This window comes from Limosilactobacillus agrestis, assembly GCF_014145585.1.
Taxonomy (GTDB): Bacteria; Bacillota; Bacilli; order Lactobacillales; family Lactobacillaceae; genus Limosilactobacillus; species Limosilactobacillus agrestis.
In genome coordinates, this window is sequence record NZ_JACIVF010000035.1 from 204,350 (window position 1) to 225,539 (window position 21,190).

Below are 21,190 nucleotides of genomic sequence, written 5' to 3' on the forward strand. Positions count from 1 at the left end.
CGAAGGAAGTTTAAAAATGACAGAACCATATTTAACAATTGCTAAAAACACCACTTATGAGCAAATAATTAAAAAGTCACGATTTATTTGTTCTATTGCTCGTGTCTCCTCAGAAGAAGAAGCCCAACAGTTTGTTGCCAGTATTCAAGCGGCCAACAAAAAAGCCACTCATAATTGTTTTGCATATATGATTGGTGACAACGACCAAATCCAACGAGAAAGCGATAATGGTGAGCCAAGCGGAACTGCGGGAATTCCGATTCTTGAATCACTTAAACTAGCAAAGATCCATAATGTCGTAGCAGTGGTCACCCGTTATTTCGGCGGAATTAAGCTAGGTGCGGGCGGTCTCATCCGAGCATATAGCAACACAACTACCGAAGCCATCCACCAAGCGGGACTCGTCCAACGAATTAAGCAGGCAATACTTAAAATCACTGTTACGTATGCTCTTCATGATCCCCTTCTTTACTATCTCAAGGAAAACAATCTCGAAGTTGCCAATGAAACATATGGCGTTAACGTTGAAACAAGTATCTATGTAAATGAAATGGACTTAGAAGATGTCAAAGAGAAGCTCATTAATCGTTTTAACGACCAGCTTCAAATAGCTGAAGGCGATCAGCGTTTTAATGAAATTCCATACTAAAAAATTCAGGTTAGATTTTTCTAGCCTGAATTTTTTAGTATTTTATTTTTTCACACTCCGATAGTAACTTATCCAAATTATAATACAAAAAATCGTTAACATTCCAAATGCTTCTTGGGTCCCAACTGCAGTAGAAATGCTTCTAGTCGCGTGAAGATGACTCTGATTGGCCGCAACAATCATCGCTACCAATGAAGTACCAATTGCCCCTGCAAATTGCTGAAGGGTATTAAGAATTGCATTTCCTTGTGATTGCTTTTCTTTACCAACAACAGTTAGTGCACCTGTCATTACGCAGCCCATGCACATCCCCATTCCACCCATATAGAGAATATAAACTAGCGCAATAAATATATTTGTTAAATGTCGTCCAGAAATCGTAAAAGCAATAAGCGCAAGTAAACACAACGAAGTACCAATCAAAATAGGCTTACGAGCGCCAAACTTATCTAAAATTTGTCCTCCTAATGGTGCAAATATCGCACCAACAAAACCAGCTGGGAGGACAATCAAGCCAGCTGTCATTGCACTATTACCATTTACCAATTGAATATAGTTTGGCAAAAGGAACGCAAATCCTAAAGAAATAAGTTGGGTTAAAAAGAAACCAAGAACATGCCCAGAAAAGTTTTTATTTCTAAACAATCGCAATTGTAAAATTGGTTCTTCTAGGATTAACGAACGCCAAGCAAAAAGGCCCATTCCTAAGATCCCAATTAACAATGCGCCACCAACTGAAAAGGTCATGAAGGCTTGATTTCCCAGGTTACTAAACCCTGTTACAAAGCCACAGAACATGAAGACAATCATTAACATACTAAAGATATCAATCTGGTGTTTTTTAATCGGTGATTTTTGGTTAATACCCCATTCACCAAGCACAAATGAAATAATTAACAGCGGAATTAATGAATAAAATACCCACCGCCAATTAAGCTTGCTGGCAACGATTCCACCGAAAGTAGGACCGATCGCTGGAGCAACTCCAGTAATAAGATTACCAATTCCCATCATAAAACCAATTTTGCTTGTTGGAACTTGCTCCATAATAATATTAAACATCAATGGTAATGCAATCCCAGTTCCAATCCCCTGAATTGCCCGCCCAACTAAAAGCAACCCAAACGACGGCGCCAGCGCATCGATCATTATCCCACCAATAAAAAGCAAGTTTGCAACCGTAAAAAGCGTCTTTGTTCGGTAGGAGCTTTTCAAAATTGCCGATAGGGGAACAATAATTGCGACTAAAAGTAAATAAATGGAAGTCATCCACTGAACCTGATTAGTAGTAATTGAAAATTCACGCATTAGGATCGGAAAAGTTACATTCATTGAAGTTTCAACTATCACGCCACAAAATGACATCAATCCAGTTGCCATAATTGCTGCAACAACTTTTACTGGAATTTTTTCAGTATTCGTACTCATTATTTCTCCCCTATCATCATTGATAAGAATCGTTTTATTTTCGAAATGTCCTGTTCACTAAAATCTGCTTTTAATTTCTCTTCGTATTGTGTAATATACGCACTTACATCTGAGGATAATTTTTGTCCTTCTGCAGTAAGCGTAACGATTTTTTGACGGCGATCTTCTGGTGACGGATAACGTTCAATCAAATTTTTCTTTGCCATTCGTTGAAGCAATACAGTAGTGGTTGATCTCTTTATTCCAAATTCATTTTCAATCTGGTGTTGATCACAACTATTTCCCGGGAAATGTGTTAAAAAATCAATAATCGACATTTGCGTCCCTGTCAATCCATACTGCTGCGCAAATGCATTCATTTCTTGATTCATTGCATTGTTAGCTTGTTTTACTAGACGACCTATTAGCAATTTTTATCTCTCCTTTTGTTAGTTGGCTAACAAAAAAGGATAATATGATTTAGCTTATTAGTCAATTAAAAAAAGAGACTAGGCTTATGTCACCTAATCTCTTCAATAAGCTTTATTTAATTATCCTAAAATCATTTCAGCAATATCAAGGACAATGATAATCCCTAAAATACTGCTTAAAAGCACTAAAATTTTTCTCGTATGCTGATCTTTTGATTGCAGTTTTTCCCAATTCATTCCTGCATACGCAATTAGGATCAAAGCACAGCCAATGATACCGTATATTCCAGAATGAAAGCCACGATTATCAATCGTATAACTTGCTGCCATAAAAAGGCCAACTGCAAACAAAAGTCCCCATAGTAGTTGCTTTTTATTCATTAAATCAATACTTTCTCTCTAATAAACTATTCTTGAAGGTGGTAATTATAACTAGCAACAATAATGTTCTCGCGGGAATTCAATAACGCCCGCAAACGAACACTAGTCTGATTATGCAAGGCCAATTGCCATGGATGTTTAGGAATAAATTGAGGAACAAGAACAGTGGTCGAATAATTTCTTGCTTCCGCCCGCTTGGCAATTACATCAACGAAACGTAATGTTGGTTTAGCGATCGAACGGTACGAAGAGTGAATATCAACGAAACGAACATCTGGATATTCAGCTTTAAATTCATTTGCTGTTTTATGCTCTTTTCCTGGATTTTCATCAAATGAAACATGCATAGCGATGACATAATCACCAATTGACCGTGCATAATTGATTGCACCACGAGTTACCCGCGTTACATTACCAACTAAAACGATCACCGTTGCACCATCGTAATCATGTAATTGAACCTTCGTCTTTTCAGCAACTCGTAATTGAGCAGCTACTTTTACATAGTGCCGGTGAATCGAATGGAACATCCACAAAAGCAACGGCATAATAATTAAATATGGCCAAACATTTGCAAAGTGTTGCCAGAACAAACAAATAACAAGGATAAATGAAATCAAGGCCCCTACTAGGTTAATAAAGGCTTTCCCTAACCAGAAACCTTCCCGTTCTCTAAACCAGTGAATGATCATTCCAGATTGCGATAAAGTAAACGGAACAAATACCCCCACTGCATAAAGCGGAATTAACATATTCGTCTGACCATGGAAGATCAAGATTAAAATAATTGCGCCAATTGCCAACAAAATAATTCCATTGGAGTAGCCTAACCGATCACCACGATCCATGAATGCGTGAGGCATATATTTATCCTTTGCCATATTAAAAGCAAGAATTGGAAAGGCTGAGAAACCAGTATTAGCAGCGACTGCTAAAATCATTGCAGTTGAAAGTTGCAATAGGTAAAAACCTAGCCCATGTCCGCCAAAGATTTGCGCGGCCATTTGGGAGAGAATTGTTGTCCGTGAATTAGGAACTACCCCCAGATAAAAGCTAAAGAAGATAACGGCTATAAAGAAGAAAGCTAAAATTGCACTCATAATTGCCAAGGTAGTCGAGGCATTCTTTTCCTTAGGCTTATTAAAGTTAGGAACAGCATTACTTACGGCTTCCACCCCAGTTAAGGATGACGAACCAGCTGAGAATGCGCGAATAAGTAAAACAAATGACATTCCTGATACCGGTGTTCCATAATCGACAATTGCCCGGTAATGAATATGACCAGTGGCAATATTATAGCCACCCCACACTACCATCACAATCATCATAACAACAAAGAAATACACCGGAATTGTGAGGAAGTTTGCACTTTCACTCATTCCCCGTAAATTCATAAACATGATTAAAAGAACAATAATGATCCCGATTGGAATTGAAAATTTATATAGAGCGGGGACTGCCGAAGTAATTGCTTCGACTCCAGATGTCGTTGAAACAGCCACTGTTAACATATAGTCAACGAGTAATGATCCTCCAGCAAATAATCCTCCATTACTTCCCCAGTTCCGTGTGGCAACAACGTAAGCACCACCACCACTAGGATAGGCATGAATGATTTGTTGGTATGATAACGTGATAGCTAACAAAAGGACCAACACAACGGCCGCAATCGGGATTGAATACCAGATTGCTGCTGCGGATAAAGTTACCAGAACAGTTGTAATTTGCTCTGGTCCATATGCTACTGACGATATTGCGTCAGAAGAAAGCATGGCTAATGCTTTAAATTTAGTTAAGTGTGTTTGCCCTTCATCAAGGGTTTTTAACGGTTTCCCGATTAAAACACGTTTCAAATAGCGCCACATACTATTTCTCCTTTGATTTTTACACTTTTTAAGTAGGTGACAATACTACAATTTATTCTTTAATTTTGCAACCTACAAATATATCTATTGATCTTTTTCTGGCATCTTTACCTTGGCATTAACCTTTTCTGCTGCGGGATCGATTTCTTTCATTCGACTAGCCACAGCCCACCGGTAAAATCCTAGCGAACAGATGATAATAACAATAAAATCCCAGGGGTACTTCAACCAATCCTTACCGCCAAATCCTTCACTCCCAATATAAGAAATTATTGAAATAAAAACAAGATAAGTCAGCATCCAATAACTATTGCGTAAATCACGTAGCCCTGATGCGTGATGATACTTAATTTCATAATAAAGATAGATTGGTAAACCTAATAAAATAACCCCAATTACCTGAACTGTTGTCGGCCACATTGTCCAATAAATTGAAAGACTCGTCAAAATAAACGCAAATGGCGCCAACCAGGACATAAAACGTGGATGGAACGGTCGCCTTAAATTAACATTCATTTTACGAAGTGACATTACAGTAACCGGTCCAGTAAGATAAGCAATCAAGGTTGAACCAGTGATGACCGTTGCTAACAAACTCCAATTTCTAAAGAGGCTAACCATTACCACTGCTAAAATTAAATCCACAACCATTGCGAGCCGTGGAATCATATAGCGACGTTCTAGCCGTCCCAACCATTGGGGCAAATGCCCGGTATGAGTCATTGCTGCTAATGCTCGTGAAGCGGTAGCCACAAAAGCAACTCCCGTCCCAAACGGTGAAACAAAAGCATCCATATATAGTAAAATTGCAAGCCAGTTCATTCCCAGAAGAATCGCAATATCTGCAAATGGAGACGTATAGTTAATCCCATGCCAACCTTTTTGCGCTAATAGGTTAGGATCGATTGCGCCAATAAATGCAACCTGTAACATGATATAGATCACAGCAGTAATAATCATTGAAATTAACACGCCTCGCACGATATTTTTATGAGGGTTAATCATTTCTCCCCCCATGTTGATTACCGTTTGAAAGGCATCATAAGACATAATAATTCCTGAAATAGCCGCTGCTTCAAAGATCGATCGACTACCATATGGCATAAATGTATTTACGCTATGACCAAAATTACTCGAATGAAAGCCCGTAGCAATAAGCATCCCAATTGTTAATGTTGGTAATAAAATTTTAAAAATTGATATTAAGTTGGTAAAGCGGGTCATCAATTTTACCGACCAGAAATTAATTAAGGTAAAAATAAGCATGAAGCCAAATACAACTAATAATCCAGGAGTCGTAATATTACCGTTTTTCATAAAATGGTGGGTCCAATTAGCCCATGTCCACGGCCACGAACTCATATATTGAACTGAGGCAACTGCTTCCATTGGGACTAAAGTAATTAATGAAATCCAATTAGCCCATGCCGCAATAAAGCCTAACAATGGACCATGGCTATACTGAGCATATCGACTCATTCCCCCGCTTTCGGGAAACATTGCTCCCAATTCAACATAAGTAAGGGCAATGCTAATAATGATTACTGCTCCTAAGAGCCATGACAAAATAGCTGCTGGGCCCGCAACTTTTGCGGCAGTTCCGGCACCAAACAGCCATCCTGAACCAATCAAGGAATTTAAAGCAAGCATTATACCAGAAAATAGCGTTATCTTCTGGAACTTCATTTTTTCCATTTCTTAGTTCCTTTCAGTTATAGTTTGGTTAAAAATTAATACTAATTTACTTTACCACAATTTAAGATTTTTAGATTAACTTTATAGTTTAACAACTTTAACCGGACTACCATTCTACTTTATTATTTGAAGTAAACCTTCTATTCGTAAAATCATAGTGACCGTATTATCGTTTGGATGATACCCTACTCTTCATTTCAAAAATATCAGCATCAATAATAAAAATAAAAACAACTTAGTGCTTCCTATCATTATAGTAAGGTAAACAAAAAATAGCCTCGCTGCCTATTCCTAATTCCATAACTAATTCTTTTAGGTAAACAAATGAAAATTGACTAGTCGATAATCTCTCCTTCAATTTTTTATATCAAGACACTTACTTCCGAAGATCATAGCTACTAATAGCCAACTTTATTTTTAGAAAGAGATTTTTCATGTGAGTAACTTGAGACTTGTGAACATATTTATCTATTTATTCTGCTGCATAAACGAGGAGATGGGTAATAATCTGATAGTTTATTTTTATCATCTAAATATTCATAAACACCGCTCGCGTTCTTTATCATCGGTTTTTTCAAAAAAAGATCCCAACATTTGAAAAACAAACGTTAGGATCTTTTTTGCCCACAAAATTAGATTTTAGTCAGATGATATATTACATCATACCGCCCATACCGCCTTGTGGAGCAGCAGGAGCTTGGTTATTAGCATTTGGATCTGGCTTATCAGCAACAACTGCTTCAGTAGTAAGAAGTAATGCTGATACAGAAGCAGCGTTTTGAAGAGCAGACCGGGTAACCATTGTTGGGTCAACGATACCTGCCTTGATCATATCTTCAAATTTGCCATCTGCAGCATTGTATCCAATGCCTTCTTTTTCGTTCTTCAATTCATTAACAATAACAGAGCCTTCAACACCAGCGTTCTCAGCAATTTGACGAACTGGTGCTTCAAGGGCAGCCTTAACAATGTTGATACCAGTTAATTCATCACCATCGGCATCAATCTTGTCGAGAGCAGGAATTACGTTAATCAAAGCAGTACCACCACCCGGAACAAATCCTTCTTGAACGGCAGCCCGAGTAGCGTTCAAAGCATCTTCAATCCGGTACTTCTTTTCCTTCAATTCAGTTTCAGTTGCGGCACCAACCTTAACAACGGCAACCCCACCTGAAAGCTTTGCAAGACGTTCTTGAAGCTTTTCCTTATCGAAGTCTGAAGTTGACTTAGCAATTTCTTGCTTAATTTGGTCAACACGTTCTTGGATAGCTTCCTTTGAACCAGCACCATCAACGATAGTAGTAGTATCCTTTGTAACTGTAACCTTATTAGCTTGACCTAATTGATCAACAGTAGCGTCTTTAAGACTCATCCCAAGATCGTCAGAAATAACGGTACCGCCAGTCAAAACAGCAATATCTTGAAGTTGAGCCTTACGACGATCACCGAAACCTGGAGCCTTAACAGCAACAACATTAAAGGTACCACGAATCTTGTTTAATACAAGAGTTGGTAATGCTTCACCAGTAATATCATCGGCAATGATCAATAGAGCACGGCCTTCTTGAACAACTGATTGAAGTAATGGCAAAATGTCTTGGATATTACTAATCTTCTTGTCAGTAATTAAAATATATGGATTGTCAAGGTCAGCTTCCATCTTGTCATTATCAGTTACCATGTATTGAGACATGTAACCACGGTCAAAGCTCATTCCTTCAACAACGTCAACACTAGTGTCAACACCACGAGAATCTTCGATAGTAATTACACCATCATGTCCAACCTTTTCCATTGCATCAGCAATTAACTTACCAACTTCTGGATTAGCAGCTGAAATAGAAGCAATTTGTTCAATATCATCTTTTGTCTTTACATCGTGTGACATCTTCTTCAAAGCTTCAACAGCAACTTCAGTAGCCTTATCAATACCCCGACGGATACCAACAGGATTTGCACCAGAGGTAACGTTCTTCATACCAGCATTAACAATTGCTTGAGTTAAAACAGTAGCAGTGGTAGTACCATCACCAGCAATATCGTTAGTCTTTGAAGCAACTTCGGCTACTAACTTTGCACCCATATTTTCAAATTGGTTTTCAAGTTCAATGCTCTTAGCAATAGTTACACCATCATTAGTAATAGTTGGTGTGCCATAGCTTTGTTCCAAAACAACATTCCGTCCCTTTGGACCCATCGTTGTCTTAACAGTATCAGCTAATTTATCAACACCACTGAGCATAGCGCTCCGTGCATCTTCAGAAAACTTAATTTCTTTTGCCATTTATGTCACCTCAAAATTAAATTTGTTATTTAAAAGAGAACGTGAAGGAATTATATTCTTTCTGTGTCTCCTGCTATTAATTTATTTAACTATTCAACGATCGCTACTAAGTCTTTAGCATGAACAACTAAGAACTTTTCACCGTTATATTCTACTTCGTTGCCCGCATACTTATCAAATAATACGCGATCACCTTCCTTAACAGCTGGAGCAAGCTTTTGTCCGTTTTCTAAAGTACGACCTTCTCCAACGGCAATAACCTTTCCAGTAGTTGGCTTTTCCTTTACATTAGAAGCAAGGACAATTCCACCAACTGTCTTTTCTTCTTCAGTTTCAGCTTTTAGAACAACGCGATCTCCTAATGGTTTTAACACGTTAATCCCTCCATCTTGTTAATAAATTTTATTTTTAGCACTCAAACTCTCCAAGTGCTAACTACATGTTTAAATATAACATGTTCTCTTTAAAATGCAACAAAAACACTTTGACTTTTTTTGACCATTTTTTAAAACTTAAGAGATCATACATATAATAAGTGGTCTCTATTAATAATTTAGTAAACAAAAAAGCATTGGTCGAATACTTTCATCAAACCAACGCTCTCCTAATCTATTCAATTGAATCTTCAGTATAATTTTTAATAAAGTAAATTAATGTTTGCAGTTCATTTGTTAAGTCAATGTTTTGAACTTGAACATTTTTAGGTACAGACAAACGGACAGGAGTAAAGTTAAGAATTCCCTTTACACCCGCTTCAACTAATTGGTCTGCCACATGTTGTGCCTTGATTCCAGGAACAGTTAAAATAACAACATCAATTTGTTGTTCCTTTAATTGCTTTACCATATCCTCGGACGGGTAAATTGGAATACCACTTTTGACTGTATTGGCATATTCTGGCTTCGTATCAAATGCCGCACTAATCCGTAAATTGGTATCTTGGTGGAAATTAAAATTTAACAAAGCACTCCCTAAACTACCAACCCCAACCAAGGCAACACTAACTAATGAGTCTTGGTGCAAGATTCCTTTAAAAAACTTTAACAGACTTTCAACGTCATAACCGTATCCCCGCTTACCTAATTCACCAAAATATGAAAAGTCACGACGGATCGTTGCCGAATCAACTTGTACAGCCTCGGAAAGTTCTGTTGACGATACCCGTTGCTTATTTGCGTCTTTCAATACATTTAAATAACGGAAATATATTGGCAACCGTTTTGCAGTCGCGCGTGGAATCTTTTTATTAACCATTTTACTTTTGCTCCTCCTAAAACAAGCCCTTCTCAACCTAGTTTGCCAACTAATAACTATGTTTTTGATAAGGATAATGTTACTAATTTTACTTTGTGAAATTTAAGTATGTGTATATTCTAGCAATTAAACCTTTTTTTGTGAACTAAAATACAAAAATAATTTCAACTTTTTATTTAAAATTAAAAATCTGCTAAAATAAAACCATATTAAATCAACGAATTAAATGAGGTTTCAATATGTTACTTTTACAGACAAATGACGTTGTGCGTCGATTTGGCGCGGACGTCTTATTTCACAATATGAACATGCAAATTCAGGAGCATGGTCGCACTGCGCTTGTTGGGCGCAATGGTGCTGGTAAGACGACCTTGTTAAAAATGATCGCTGGAATCACCGAACCAGATGAAGGAACAATTACGAAGGTTAAGGACTTGACAATTGGTTACCTGGCCCAGGATCAAGGACTCGATAGTCAAAATAGCATTTGGACTGAACTAGATACTGTTTTTGCCCCTCTCCATAAAATAGAAACACAAATTCATGATCTTGAACAGCAATTAGCTGACCTCGACAACTCCGATAGTAATTATCAACAAATTCTTTCGACATATGATAATTTACAAACTGCCTTTAAGAAACAGGGTGGCTTTGAATATGAATCACGCATGCGGGGAATTCTACATGGATTTGGTTTTGGTGAAGATAGCTATGATACACCAATCAATTCCCTTTCAGGAGGCCAAAAAACTAAACTCGCCTTAGCGAAGATTCTTCTGCAAGCACCTGGGCTTTTGATTCTAGATGAACCGACTAACCACCTCGACATGAATGTACTTTCATGGTTGGAAGAGTACCTTAAAAGTTATCAAGGTGCATTACTTATCGTCTCTCATGACCGTTACTTTTTAGATCGTGTCGTCAGTGATGTTTATGATCTCGATAATAAAACGCTCACCCACTACACTGGTAACTACACACAATTTGTTAAACACAAGCAAGAACGGTTACAAGCAGAGTGGAAACATTATGACCAGCAACAAAAAAAGATTGCCAAATTAGAAGACTTTGTTAATCGAAATATTGTTCGCGCCTCAACAACTAAACGTGCTCAGGCGCGACGAAAGCAATTAGAAAAAATGGAGCGGCTTGATCGTCCAGAAACTGATGATAAATCAATTCATTTTCAATTTCATTCTGAAAAAGATAGCGGAAATGAAGTTCTTGATGTGGAGCAGGCAAAAGTTGGTTACGATGAACAGATTCTTGCCGGGCCACTTTCATTTAATGTCCGTAAGCCACAGCGTGTTGGGATTATCGGGCCAAATGGAATCGGAAAGTCAACTTTACTAAAATCTATCCTCCATAAAATTCCGTTAATTAGCGGATCGATTAAACTCGGTGCTAACCTCGATCTCGGTTACTATGATCAGGAACAACAGCAATTGCACCCAAACAAAACGGTTCTGGAAGAAGTGTGGGATGACCATCCAGAAGTGCCTGAAAAAGATATTCGTTCATTATTAGGTAGTTTCTTATTCGTTGGTGATGATGTTTATAAAGTCGTTCATGACCTATCTGGTGGTGAAAAAGCACGACTAGAGTTAACTAAACTCTCATTTAAACCGATTAATTTTCTTATCCTTGATGAACCCACTAACCACTTAGATATCGATAGTCGAGAAGTGCTTGAAAACGCAATTAACGAATTTAGCGGAACTGTTCTCTTTATTTCTCACGACCGTTACTTTATTAATCAGGTTGCTACCGATATCCTAGCAATGGAACATGATGGAATTAAACATTATGAAGGCAATTATGATGACTATCTAGTTGCTAAGGAAAAAGAAAGTTCACCTAAAGCTACTTCGCATAATTCCAACACGATCGCTAAAGCACCAGCTGGTAAGCAGTCTTATCAGCAAAGTAAAGAACAACAGCGCGCTCGCCGAAAAATTCAGCGACAAGTCGATGAACTAGAACAACAGATGGCGGAATTAGAAGAAAAGCAAACTGCAATTCAAGAACAAATGAGCCAACCAGAGATTGCTACGGATATTGGAAAATTAACCGATCTCCAAAAAGAACTTGATGAGTTATCAGCTAAATCTGAAGAAGTTGAACTTGCATGGACAGAAGCAGCAGAAAAACTGGAAGAATTTGATCAAGAAAACTAAAAGAAGAAGCGGAAAGATCCGCTTCTTCTTTTAGTTTTGCCGAAATTTGCGAGTATTTTCTGCAAGGTGAACTAAATTACGCAAGAAGTCGTGAGTTGATGCCTCATAGTTATACTTCTTACCCAGGTCATAAATGTACCCATTAATGTAATCGACTTCCGTTGGCCGATTCTTACTCATATCTTGGTACATCGATGGATAATGAAGCGGGTTGGTGACTTCACTAACATATTTAATCGTTTGCCACTCCTCTTCACGGGTACTTAAGAGCTGGATACCAGCCCGTTCTGCAACATCAAATGCTTCATTAATTAGCTGTTTACCAAGCTTTTCTGCACCATCATAATCGATAAATTGTCCCATTTGAATCTCAAAAAGCGTGCAGATTGTATTAATGACAGAATTGAAAACTACTTTTGTTAGGAGGGTACCATAAAAATTATCATTAAGATGGGGATTAATATTCGCCGTGGTAAAGTCCTCAACAATTTGTTTTACTCGCTCATCTGGTTCACCGACTTGAGGCGCTAAGTTGATCGAACCAGCACCAGGTTTACCAATAAAGTCCACATCTCCCGCCTTATTAAGGACTGTGCCGATTAAACAGGTACCGGCAACGACATGTTCTTTAGGAAAATAGTAGTTAATTTTTTCAATATGTCCCATGCCATTCATCCCCGAAAAAACATATTGATGGTCAGGACGGAAGAAATGAGCACTGCGTTGTAATAAATCACTGAGCGTCATCTGCTTGGCAAAAACGATAAATACATCTGGATCACCATCATATTCTTCTGGAGAGTAAATATTAATTGGTACAAGGTGACGATTCTCATGGTCCCGAGAAACATAAACCCCACCCTGCTGTTTAATAGTTTCAACTTGAGGAGCCCAGTTATCAACAAAATCAACCTTCGCACCTGCCAGTCCTTGAAGCAATACGCCAAATCGTAGCCCCATTGCCCCTGCACCTAAAACCGTATATTTCAAAGCCATAATCTTTTCCTCCCTAATTAAATAAATTCAATTTAGCAATCCGCTCAACGGCTTCCGTTAATCGCACTGGTTCAATCAAAAGGCCAATTCGCACATAACCTTCACCGTGTTTACCAAAGCCATTGCCTGGTGCTACTGCCACACCAGCTTTGTCCAATAACAAATCTGCAAAACTTTCACTGGTATAACCCTTTGGAACCGGCATCCAAGCATAGAAAGTACCCTGGGGAGTGAATGCGTGCCAGCCAATTTTTTCGGCCGCATTAATAAAGGCATTCCGTCTTTCTTCATAACGGCCAACAATTTCGGCAATTGCCTCATCTCGTTGTGGCAGCGTTAAAGCATCAATAGCCGTTTCCTGTAAGGCAGGAAAAAGGCTAACGAATAAGTGGTCTTGAATTAAGTTTAGTGCTTCAATAATATCCGCATTACCAACCGCAAATGCGATTCGCCAGCCTGCCATGTTAAATGTCTTAGAAAAGGTATAAAATTCAATCCCCACATCTTTAGCACCTGGTGTTTCCATAAAACTAACTGGAGCTTGACCGTCAAAGCCAATTGCGCCATAGGCAAAGTCACTAATAATACCCACATGGTACTTTTGGGCCCAGGCAACTAATTTTCGATAAAACTCGGAAGTAGCTACAGCACCAGTGGGATTATTAGGATAGTTAAGGTAGAAGAATTTAGCACGTTGAGCCACCTCTTCAGGAATTGCCTCTAAATCTGGTAAGAAATTATTTTTTGCTAATAATGGCACTGTTTCAAAATTAACTTCTCCTAATGCCGCTCCGGATAAGTAATCTGGATAGCCTGGATCAGGAAGCAGGAAAGTGTCGCCAGGATTCATCAATGCCCATGGCAATTCTACAAGCCCAATCTTGGAACCGCCTAAAATTGCAACTTCTTTTTCTGGATCAAAATCAGCTCCATATTTTTCAAAATAAAATTTTGCCGCCGCTTCTTTAAATGCTGGCAATCCCCGAAATAGTGAATACTTATGAGTTTGCGGATCCGTCACCCATTTTTGCGTGCTCTTAACAATATAATCTGGCGTTGGCTTATCAGGATTTCCTTGGCCAAGATTAATAACATCGACCCCTTCACTTATTTTTTTATTAACCTTGGCAACTAAATTGGCAAAAAATTGTTTCGGTAAAGTGCCTAATAATTTAGATTGTTCAAAATTCATCTTTTCCATCTCCTTCTTAATGATAAAGACTTGGTCGACGATCCTTAAACACCGGAATCGGTCCCCGAACCTGTGCTAACTGTGCTAGGTCAATTACTGCATAACTTACTTGTTCAACTTCTCCTGCATCATGGATAATACGGCCAAGCGGATCAATTACTAATGAATGGCCATTAAAACTATTCTCTAAATCTGTCCCAACACGATTGGCCGCAACTACAAAGGCTTGATTTTCAATTGCCCGTGATTGAAGCATTATTTGCCATTGTTTAATCCGTTTGCTTGGCCATTCTGCTGAAAAATATAAGATGTCAGTTCCATAACGAGCAACTGTTCTAATCCATTCAGGAAAACGTAAATCATAACAAATAAAGCTTGCACTCGGAACTCCAGCTAATTTAAAATAATTTTCTTTTTGCCCAGCTTCTAGATATTGGTCTTCATTCATCAATCCAAATAAATGCACCTTATCGTAACTGCTAATTAGATTTCCCTTTTGATCATAAACATAAGTGGTATTAAAAAAAGAATGTCCACGTCTCACCGCTACTGAACCGCCAACAATGTTAATTTGATTTTTTAGCGCTAACTCACTAAGGAATTGTTGCGTTTTTTGACCATTTTCATCTGCCACTTCTGATAATTGGTCTAAGGCATAGCCCGTATTCCACATCTCTGGCAAGACAACGATATCTGCATGATGATTAGCAGCTTCTTCAATTGCTTGTTTAGCTTTTTGATAATTTTCAGCAGGATTTCCTAATTGAATATTAAGTTGCGCTAATGCAATTTTTCGTCTCATCACTTTCACCTCCATAAAAAATACCCGTCCTTAACTTAAGTAAGGACGAGTATTTTCGTGGTGCCACCTTAATTTACTATCCACTCACATGAATAGCCTCAGGAAGTTCATAATAAACTTCGATACTTGATAACGGATACCAGCCGACAAGCGCTTAGTTTTCCCTCACGCTTGTTGTATTTTTTAAGACCATCTTCAAAGCAACTTGTAATTTTCTTCCACCACCCGAAAACTCTCTTAATGCTAAATTACTTTTACTCTTCTTAAACGACTAATATTTAATTGTTGTCCGTATTCTAATTTATTTCTAATCTTTTGTCAATCTATTTTTAATTAAACTCCAAAAATAATTAGTCTTGACAAAAGCTTAGTATTTCAATTAAAATTTTAATTGTAGATAAAAGTAGGTCAGTCCAGGAACGATAGTCATCGACTGCAAGCTATCGCCAGTACCGAAGCCCTGCTACAACTTTAATATATTCTAATAATAAAATAATTTAAAAGTGTAAAGTGCGTCTTTAAACGAGAATGGTACCGCCATAATTGGTGTCTCGGTTAAGGGCGCTTTTTGTTTTTTGAAAGGATTCTCTATGACTCATAAAATACAAAAAGTGGTCGTTAAGATTGGGACGAGTAGCCTTGTTCTCCCTAATGGAAAAATTAATTTACGAACAATCGACCAACTCTCATTTGTCCTTGCGACATTAAATAATCAAGGACACCAACTTATTCTTGTTTCCTCGGGAGCAATTGGCGTTGGTCTTGCAAGTTTAGGATTAACAGATCGCCCTGCCAAAATCGAACAACAGCAAGCCTTAGCATCTATCGGCCAGGCTGCTTTAATGCGAATCTATTCGCAACGATTTTTAGATTATCAAACGCACGTTGCCCAACTTCTCCTTACCCGTGATGTGCTCACTTACCCTGTTAGTCGGCAACATACGCTTAATACAATTAATACTTTACTTCAGCAAAATGTAATTCCGATCGTTAATGAAAACGACCCAGTGTCAGTTGATGAGCTTGACCATTACACTACTTTCAGTGACAATGATGAACTCTCTTCTCAAGTCGCGATTGCCATTGACGCAGATGAACTAATCATTCTTTCGGATATCGATGCCCTTTATGACAAAGACCCTCATAAATTTCCTGATGCACAAATAATTAAAGAAGTACCAGTCCTAACGCCAGAAATAGAGAACGCCGCAAGCGGTAGCAGTACCAGGTTTGGCACCGGCGGAATGGTAACTAAATTACGGGCGGCTGCCACAATGATGCAAGCAGGCAAACAAATGATTTTATGCAATGGTCGTGATCCTAAAATTCTTTTTGATATTTTTGATGGTCATACTATTGGTACTCATTTTGGAAAATAGGAGTGACGATAATGAACCAAGACTTAATCGCAATTGGAAAAAGAGCTCAAATTGCTGCGAACAAACTAGCTTTAATGAATACTGCCACCAAAAACAAGGCATTGCTTCAATTGGCAAATGACCTAATTAAAAATAAAAAACAAATTATCACTGCCAACCAACACGATTTGGCAGCTGCTACCCAAATGCCAACTAAATTTACGGATCGGTTAATGGTCAATTCCCAACGCATTGAGGACATGGCTAACGGTCTCCGGATAATCGCTGACTTGGCCGATCCCACTTCCCAAATCGATAAGGGGTGGATTACCAAAGATGGATTGCAAATTCTTCAACGGCGCGTACCATTAGGGGTAATTGGCATTATCTTTGAAGCACGACCAAACGTAACTGTAGACGCGACCGGCCTCACATTTAAGAGTGGCAATGCAGTTATTCTACGGGGCGGAAAGGAAGCTATCCAGACTAATACTTCCTTAGTAAAAATTCTTCGCGAATCATTACAAAAACAACATTTACCAATCGATGCGGTTCAACTTATTACCGACACTAGTCATGCAGTTGCTGATGAAATGATGAATCTCACTGACTACATTGATGTCTTGATTCCACGAGGGGGCCGAGCCCTTATTCAGCGGGTTATAACAACAGCCACAGTCCCAGTTATCGAAACCGGTGCTGGTAATTGCCACATTTATATTGATAAGGATGCCGATTTAACAATGGCAACCAATATTACTGTGAACGCAAAAGTGCAACGACCTTCTGTATGCAATGCCGCTGAAAAACTACTTATCCACCGCGATGTTGCCGCTGAATTTCTTCCTGTCATTGCCAAAGCTTTAATGGCACATGGAGTCCAATTACGCGGTGACGAAATGGCTTGCCAACTAGTATCAACTATCCGCCCCGTTACTGATGAAGACTGGAAGACAGAATATAATGATCTAATTATGGCCGTAAAAATTGTTGATTCCCTCGATGATGCAATTAACCATATTAATCACTACAGTACCCATCATTCAGAATCAATCATTACAAACAATATTACCCGGGGACGTTACTTCCAACAGGCAATCAATTCTGCCTGTGTTTACGTCAATGCCTCTACCCGTTTTACTGATGGAGGTGAATTTGGCTTTGGTGCTGAAATTGGCATTAGCACTCAAAAGCTTCATGCCCGTGGACCAATGGGATTACAACAATTAACAACAATTAAATACGAAATTACCGGTAATGGTCAAATTCGCAAATAATTTAGGAGGTTTTTTAAATGAAAGTTACAATTATTGGTGTTGGAAATATGGGGACCGCAATTATGAAGGGATTAAGCCATACGAAGAATTTTACCCTCAGCGCGATGAACCCTGTTAATCCACGTGTTACTAGCCTCGCTGAGAAGCTCGAATTTAAACTCGTTAATACAAATAGTGAAGTAGTTAACCTTACACCCGAGATCGTAATTTTGACTACTCCGGCCCCTATTACAACCGCAGTCGCGAAAGAATTAGCCGTCCTTAACGACCACACTATTTTTATTTCTGCCGCTGCTGGAATTACTCACGCAGACTTAGCAAAAGTTCTTCCTAATAAAGAAATTGTAAATATTATTCCCAATACACCAGTTGAAGTTAATGCTGGTACAATTGGCGTTGCCTTACCAACCGGAATTTCTGCTGAAGCAATTTCAAAAGTAATGACTGTTTTAAATAGTCTTGGTGATGTCATTGAAGTTCCAGAACGCCAACTAGATATAATTGGTGTTATCGGGGGATGTGGCCCTGCATTTGTTGATGTGATGATGGACGCAATGAGCGATGCCGCCGTCAAGCATGGTCTCGATCGCCAAACCGCATATGAAGTTATTGCTAGTATGGTAAAAGGTACGGGAACACTAGCCTATGATAGCAAGCTTGCCCCGGCATTATTACGCGATCAAGTAACGTCACCAGCGGGTACAACAATCAAGGGCGTGGAAGCATTGGAAAAAAATGGTTTCCGTTACGCCTTGATGGATGCCGTTGACAAAGCAAATGGCGAATCATAAAACGCAAAAAACTGCAGTTACGTTTATAAGAGACAAAGAGCGCAGTATAACAATGGCCTCCAGTGTTCGTGTTTCCGAACACTGGAGGCCATGACTTTTTAGTTATGGTTATTATTTATTCTGAATTCGATCAAACATCAATCCTGGTACGGCATTCAAGTCTAAGCCTGCTCGATCGCCATGTTTGTAGTTAACATAACCAGCGGCCCCAATCATTGCAGCATTGTCGCCACATAATTTCAATGGCGCTTGCAACATAGGGACATCAGGATGAAATTCCTTCATATCACGGTCTAAACGAGCACGGAGACCATGATTAGCAGCTACCCCACCAGCTAAAATCAGTTGCTTTACTGGGTAATCATCTAACGCCCGCATTGTTTTTTCAGCAAGCACGTCAATGACACTTTGTTGGAAACTGGCTGCAAGATCATATTTATCCAATTTTTCCCCACGTTGGTCTGCGTTATGAACAGTATTGATGAAAGCACTCTTCAACCCACTAAAGCTAAAGTCATAATTATCTTCTTTTTCCATTGCTCGTGGAAAATTAAAAGTATCTTTGCCTTTAGCTGCCCATTCATCAATCGTTTTTCCTGCTGGGTAATTAACTCCCAACACACGACCAATCTTATCATAGGCTTCACCGGCAGCATCATCACGTGTTTCACCAATAATTTGGTATTCATGTTCTGATGGCATATAGACTAATTCTGTATGTCCACCGGAAACTAATAATGCCATTTGTGGATATTTAAACTCTCCAACATAGCGTGCGGCATAGATATGACCAGCCATGTGATTAACCGGAACTAACGGAAGATTATGAGCCCATGCGATCGTCTTCGCTGCTGTTACTCCAATTAATAATGATCCGACTAATCCTGGACCATATGTTACCGCAACAGCATCTAGGTCATTATAGTCTACCTCTGCTTGCTCTAACGCTTCATTTGTACACTTGGTAATTTGTTCAATATGATGGCGACTAGCTACTTCTGGTACTACTCCACCGAAACGCTGATGACTATCGATTTGCGTTGCAACGATATTGGAAAGGATTTTAGTTCCATTTTCAATTACGGCAACACTTGTTTCATCACAGCTTGATTCAAACGCTAAGGTTAATGTGCGTTCTGTCATAATAAAATACTTTCACCTCTACCTAAGTAAGTTTGCTTGCATATCAACGGCATCTTCGTGATTGTCTAAGTAATAACGTGGTTTAATATGCTGGTTACGAAAGCCTAAACTTTCATATAAGCGACGAGCTGATAAATTATGCACTCGTACTTCTAAACTCAGCGAATGTAATTTTAAATGCCGGGCATAGTTTTTGGCAGTTGAAATAAGATACGTTCCAATCCCTCTATTTTGGTAACTTGGTGTAATGCCAATATTCGTAATATGCAAATCATAATGATACCAATCAATTGCCGTTCCCATAAAACCAACAATTTGCTGATCCTCTTCGATAACTAAATAGAGTCGATCACACGGTCGTTGTAGTTCAATACGAAAAGCAGCATAACTCCATGGTGCTTTTCCATAGATTCTTTCTTCAATTTCCACCAAGGTTTGAATATCTTGCTCCTTTGCCATCCGGACCATATACTGATGACCAGATATCATTACTATTCGTCGTGTAAAATCAAGGATCGGCCGTTTAGTTGGATTGGTCGTATTGACAAACCATTCTTTAAACTTCTCGAACATAATTCTTTCTTTTTTCTCCAGGATGAAGTTTTTGCCAATTAGCCTCTGCCTCAGTAATCCGTAAATAGTGTGGAACAAAGAGGTCAATCTCATTAACTGGTTCCTTCGTTTCACCAGCAAGAGCTAATTGATACGTTGACGGAATACTATAAGATCGTGGCAAAAGGGTCACATTGGCTGGCAATTGATCATATTTGGCCTGGATCTTATCAGTCATATGACCTACTAAAACAACTTGTTGATCTAATTTTGCAAGTTGTTCTAGTAAAACATCAATCCCTAGATGCTGATCTTCTATTTTATTTACTAGCTTACCATTTTCCCACTGGTAAGCTCCAGCAAATACATTTCCCCGTCGTGCATCAAAGAAAGGAACAATAATTGCTGATGATGTTGGAACCACATTACGTGCTAACACTGCTAAACTTGATACGCCAACTAAGTCAATTTTTTCAGTATCGGCCAATACTTTAGCTGTTGTAACTGCAATCCGTACTCCCGTATAAGATCCTGGTCCCTGTGCAACCACTACTCGATCAATATCTGTTGGCTGCCACTGAACTAACTCAAATAACTTACTAATTGCCGGCATTAAATAAATACTATGATTGCGAACCATATTAAGGGTCGTTGTTGCCAACAATTGCTCATCATCAACCAACGCTATGCTCATTGGGTGGTTGGATGTGTCGATGGCTAGAATCTTCATCTTTTATCAATCCTTTCAATCATCTTACATCTTATCACACTGGATCGGCTTTGACTTCTCTTTTAATTTTTTTGTTTATTTACGACAAAACAGGCCCCAGTTTTTTACTGTGACGTGTACCCCCAGAGTTGGAAATCAACTCTGGGGGTATTTTATATGACCAAAATTAGCGTTAAAACTAAACTTAAAGCTGTTGAAGAATATGC

General features: G+C 38.7%; 19 protein-coding genes and 1 other annotated feature. Of the genes, 5 read left to right on the forward strand and 14 right to left on the reverse strand.

The features are described 5' to 3' along the window. Positions 1-16: 16 nt before the first annotated feature. Complete coding sequence (locus H5R88_RS03225) at positions 17-649, forward strand: YigZ family protein (protein ID WP_182600217.1); 633 nt, start codon at positions 17-19, stop codon at positions 647-649. Positions 650-691: 42 nt separating this feature from the next. Here the strand turns inward: H5R88_RS03225 and H5R88_RS03230 are convergent, their stop codons facing one another. The 8 genes from H5R88_RS03230 to H5R88_RS03265 all read right to left on the reverse strand — a co-directional run bounded on the left by H5R88_RS03230 (position 692) and on the right by H5R88_RS03265 (position 9,966). Continuing rightward, positions 692-2,077: an MFS transporter gene (locus H5R88_RS03230; protein WP_182600218.1), complete on the reverse strand. Its 1,386-nt coding sequence runs from the start codon at positions 2,075-2,077 to the stop codon at positions 692-694. Next, positions 2,077-2,487, reverse strand: a complete 411-nt coding sequence (locus H5R88_RS03235; RefSeq protein WP_182577933.1) for a MarR family winged helix-turn-helix transcriptional regulator — start codon at positions 2,485-2,487, stop codon at positions 2,077-2,079. Before H5R88_RS03235 ends, H5R88_RS03230 begins: the two co-directional genes overlap by 1 nt. Positions 2,488-2,607: 120 nt before the next feature. Then, a complete protein-coding gene (locus H5R88_RS03240; RefSeq protein WP_003670480.1) occupies positions 2,608-2,868 on the reverse strand; it encodes a hypothetical protein in 261 nt (86 codons plus the stop codon). A 26-nt stretch (positions 2,869-2,894) separates the two neighbouring features. After that, positions 2,895-4,733, reverse strand: a complete 1,839-nt coding sequence (kimA, locus tag H5R88_RS03245; RefSeq protein WP_182600219.1) for a potassium transporter KimA — start codon at positions 4,731-4,733, stop codon at positions 2,895-2,897. Between the two features lie 84 nt (positions 4,734-4,817). Further along, positions 4,818-6,428 carry an APC family permease gene (locus tag H5R88_RS03250; RefSeq protein ID WP_182600220.1) on the reverse strand — a complete coding sequence of 537 codons (1,611 nt, stop codon included), beginning with the start codon at positions 6,426-6,428 and terminating at the stop codon, positions 4,818-4,820. Positions 6,429-7,083: 655 nt separating this feature from the next. Continuing rightward, positions 7,084-8,712, reverse strand: coding sequence for a chaperonin GroEL (gene groL, locus H5R88_RS03255; protein WP_182577930.1), 1,629 nt, complete (start codon positions 8,710-8,712; stop codon positions 7,084-7,086). A gap of 89 nt (positions 8,713-8,801) precedes the next feature. Beyond that, positions 8,802-9,086, reverse strand: a complete 285-nt coding sequence (gene groES / locus H5R88_RS03260) for a co-chaperone GroES (RefSeq protein WP_003666368.1) — start codon at positions 9,084-9,086, stop codon at positions 8,802-8,804. A 235-nt stretch (positions 9,087-9,321) separates the two neighbouring features. Then, positions 9,322-9,966 (reverse strand): redox-sensing transcriptional repressor Rex, encoded by a 645-nt coding sequence (locus tag H5R88_RS03265; protein ID WP_182577929.1) that lies wholly within the window; start codon positions 9,964-9,966, stop codon positions 9,322-9,324. A 239-nt stretch (positions 9,967-10,205) separates the two neighbouring features. Here H5R88_RS03265 and H5R88_RS03270 point away from each other — a divergent pair, with 239 nt between their 5' ends. Further along, positions 10,206-12,143, forward strand: a complete 1,938-nt coding sequence (locus H5R88_RS03270) for an ABC-F family ATP-binding cassette domain-containing protein (protein WP_182600221.1) — start codon at positions 10,206-10,208, stop codon at positions 12,141-12,143. 30 nt (positions 12,144-12,173) lie between these two features. Here the strand turns inward: H5R88_RS03270 and H5R88_RS03275 are convergent, their stop codons facing one another. The 3 genes from H5R88_RS03275 to H5R88_RS03285 are packed head-to-tail and all read right to left on the reverse strand — an operon-like array spanning position 12,174 to position 15,133. Beyond that, complete coding sequence (locus H5R88_RS03275) at positions 12,174-13,139, reverse strand: ketopantoate reductase family protein (protein WP_182600222.1); 966 nt, start codon at positions 13,137-13,139, stop codon at positions 12,174-12,176. A gap of 13 nt (positions 13,140-13,152) precedes the next feature. Beyond that, positions 13,153-14,331, reverse strand: a complete 1,179-nt coding sequence (locus tag H5R88_RS03280) for a pyridoxal phosphate-dependent aminotransferase (protein ID WP_182600223.1) — start codon at positions 14,329-14,331, stop codon at positions 13,153-13,155. A 16-nt stretch (positions 14,332-14,347) separates the two neighbouring features. Continuing rightward, entirely contained in the window at positions 14,348-15,133 is a 786-nt protein-coding gene (locus tag H5R88_RS03285) for a carbon-nitrogen family hydrolase (protein WP_231824835.1), read from the reverse strand. Positions 15,134-15,171: 38 nt separating this feature from the next. Then, positions 15,172-15,414, reverse strand: a binding site (T-box leader). A gap of 309 nt (positions 15,415-15,723) precedes the next feature. On the opposite strand from H5R88_RS03285, the gene proB reads away from it, so the two are divergent. Genes proB through proC form a run of 3 tightly spaced genes read left to right on the forward strand, consistent with a single transcriptional unit; the run spans position 15,724 to position 18,559 of the window. Further along, complete coding sequence (proB, locus tag H5R88_RS03290; protein WP_182577924.1) at positions 15,724-16,512, forward strand: glutamate 5-kinase; 789 nt, start codon at positions 15,724-15,726, stop codon at positions 16,510-16,512. A gap of 11 nt (positions 16,513-16,523) precedes the next feature. Next, on the forward strand, positions 16,524-17,768 hold the full coding sequence (locus tag H5R88_RS03295; RefSeq protein ID WP_182600225.1) for a glutamate-5-semialdehyde dehydrogenase: 1,245 nt from the start codon (positions 16,524-16,526) through the stop codon (positions 17,766-17,768). A gap of 17 nt (positions 17,769-17,785) precedes the next feature. Beyond that, entirely contained in the window at positions 17,786-18,559 is a 774-nt protein-coding gene (gene proC / locus H5R88_RS03300) for a pyrroline-5-carboxylate reductase (protein WP_182600226.1), read from the forward strand. 111 nt (positions 18,560-18,670) lie between these two features. Here the strand turns inward: proC and tsaD are convergent, their stop codons facing one another. Genes tsaD through tsaB form a run of 3 tightly spaced genes read right to left on the reverse strand, consistent with a single transcriptional unit; the run spans position 18,671 to position 20,984 of the window. Next, positions 18,671-19,702: a tRNA (adenosine(37)-N6)-threonylcarbamoyltransferase complex transferase subunit TsaD gene (tsaD, locus tag H5R88_RS03305; protein WP_182577921.1), complete on the reverse strand. Its 1,032-nt coding sequence runs from the start codon at positions 19,700-19,702 to the stop codon at positions 18,671-18,673. Between the two features lie 18 nt (positions 19,703-19,720). Further along, complete coding sequence (rimI, locus tag H5R88_RS03310; protein WP_182577920.1) at positions 19,721-20,275, reverse strand: ribosomal protein S18-alanine N-acetyltransferase; 555 nt, start codon at positions 20,273-20,275, stop codon at positions 19,721-19,723. Beyond that, complete coding sequence (gene tsaB / locus H5R88_RS03315; RefSeq protein ID WP_182577919.1) at positions 20,259-20,984, reverse strand: tRNA (adenosine(37)-N6)-threonylcarbamoyltransferase complex dimerization subunit type 1 TsaB; 726 nt, start codon at positions 20,982-20,984, stop codon at positions 20,259-20,261. Before tsaB ends, rimI begins: the two co-directional genes overlap by 17 nt. Positions 20,985-21,190 lie beyond the last annotated feature (206 nt).

What these genes read in the sequence shown, in the direction of transcription:
- groL (WP_182577930.1), bottom strand. Translation starts at nt 8,712, where the DNA reads ATGGCAAAAGAAATTAAGTTTTCTGAAGATGCACGGAGCGCTATGCTC.
- tsaB (WP_182577919.1), bottom strand. Translation starts at nt 20,984, where the DNA reads ATGAAGATTCTAGCCATCGACACATCCAACCACCCAATGAGCATAGCG.
- H5R88_RS03270 (WP_182600221.1), top strand. Translation starts at nt 10,206, where the DNA reads ATGTTACTTTTACAGACAAATGACGTTGTGCGTCGATTTGGCGCGGAC.
- H5R88_RS03275 (WP_182600222.1), bottom strand. Translation starts at nt 13,139, where the DNA reads ATGGCTTTGAAATATACGGTTTTAGGTGCAGGGGCAATGGGGCTACGA.
- H5R88_RS03225 (WP_182600217.1), top strand. Translation starts at nt 17, where the DNA reads ATGACAGAACCATATTTAACAATTGCTAAAAACACCACTTATGAGCAA.
- tsaD (WP_182577921.1), bottom strand. Translation starts at nt 19,702, where the DNA reads ATGACAGAACGCACATTAACCTTAGCGTTTGAATCAAGCTGTGATGAA.
- H5R88_RS03285 (WP_231824835.1), bottom strand. Translation starts at nt 15,133, where the DNA reads ATGAGACGAAAAATTGCATTAGCGCAACTTAATATTCAATTAGGAAAT.
- H5R88_RS03280 (WP_182600223.1), bottom strand. Translation starts at nt 14,331, where the DNA reads ATGAATTTTGAACAATCTAAATTATTAGGCACTTTACCGAAACAATTT.
- H5R88_RS03295 (WP_182600225.1), top strand. Translation starts at nt 16,524, where the DNA reads ATGAACCAAGACTTAATCGCAATTGGAAAAAGAGCTCAAATTGCTGCG.
- proC (WP_182600226.1), top strand. Translation starts at nt 17,786, where the DNA reads ATGAAAGTTACAATTATTGGTGTTGGAAATATGGGGACCGCAATTATG.
- kimA (WP_182600219.1), bottom strand. Translation starts at nt 4,733, where the DNA reads ATGTGGCGCTATTTGAAACGTGTTTTAATCGGGAAACCGTTAAAAACC.
- rimI (WP_182577920.1), bottom strand. Translation starts at nt 20,275, where the DNA reads ATGTTCGAGAAGTTTAAAGAATGGTTTGTCAATACGACCAATCCAACT.
- H5R88_RS03265 (WP_182577929.1), bottom strand. Translation starts at nt 9,966, where the DNA reads ATGGTTAATAAAAAGATTCCACGCGCGACTGCAAAACGGTTGCCAATA.
- H5R88_RS03250 (WP_182600220.1), bottom strand. Translation starts at nt 6,428, where the DNA reads ATGGAAAAAATGAAGTTCCAGAAGATAACGCTATTTTCTGGTATAATG.
- H5R88_RS03240 (WP_003670480.1), bottom strand. Translation starts at nt 2,868, where the DNA reads ATGAATAAAAAGCAACTACTATGGGGACTTTTGTTTGCAGTTGGCCTT.
- H5R88_RS03230 (WP_182600218.1), bottom strand. Translation starts at nt 2,077, where the DNA reads ATGAGTACGAATACTGAAAAAATTCCAGTAAAAGTTGTTGCAGCAATT.
- proB (WP_182577924.1), top strand. Translation starts at nt 15,724, where the DNA reads ATGACTCATAAAATACAAAAAGTGGTCGTTAAGATTGGGACGAGTAGC.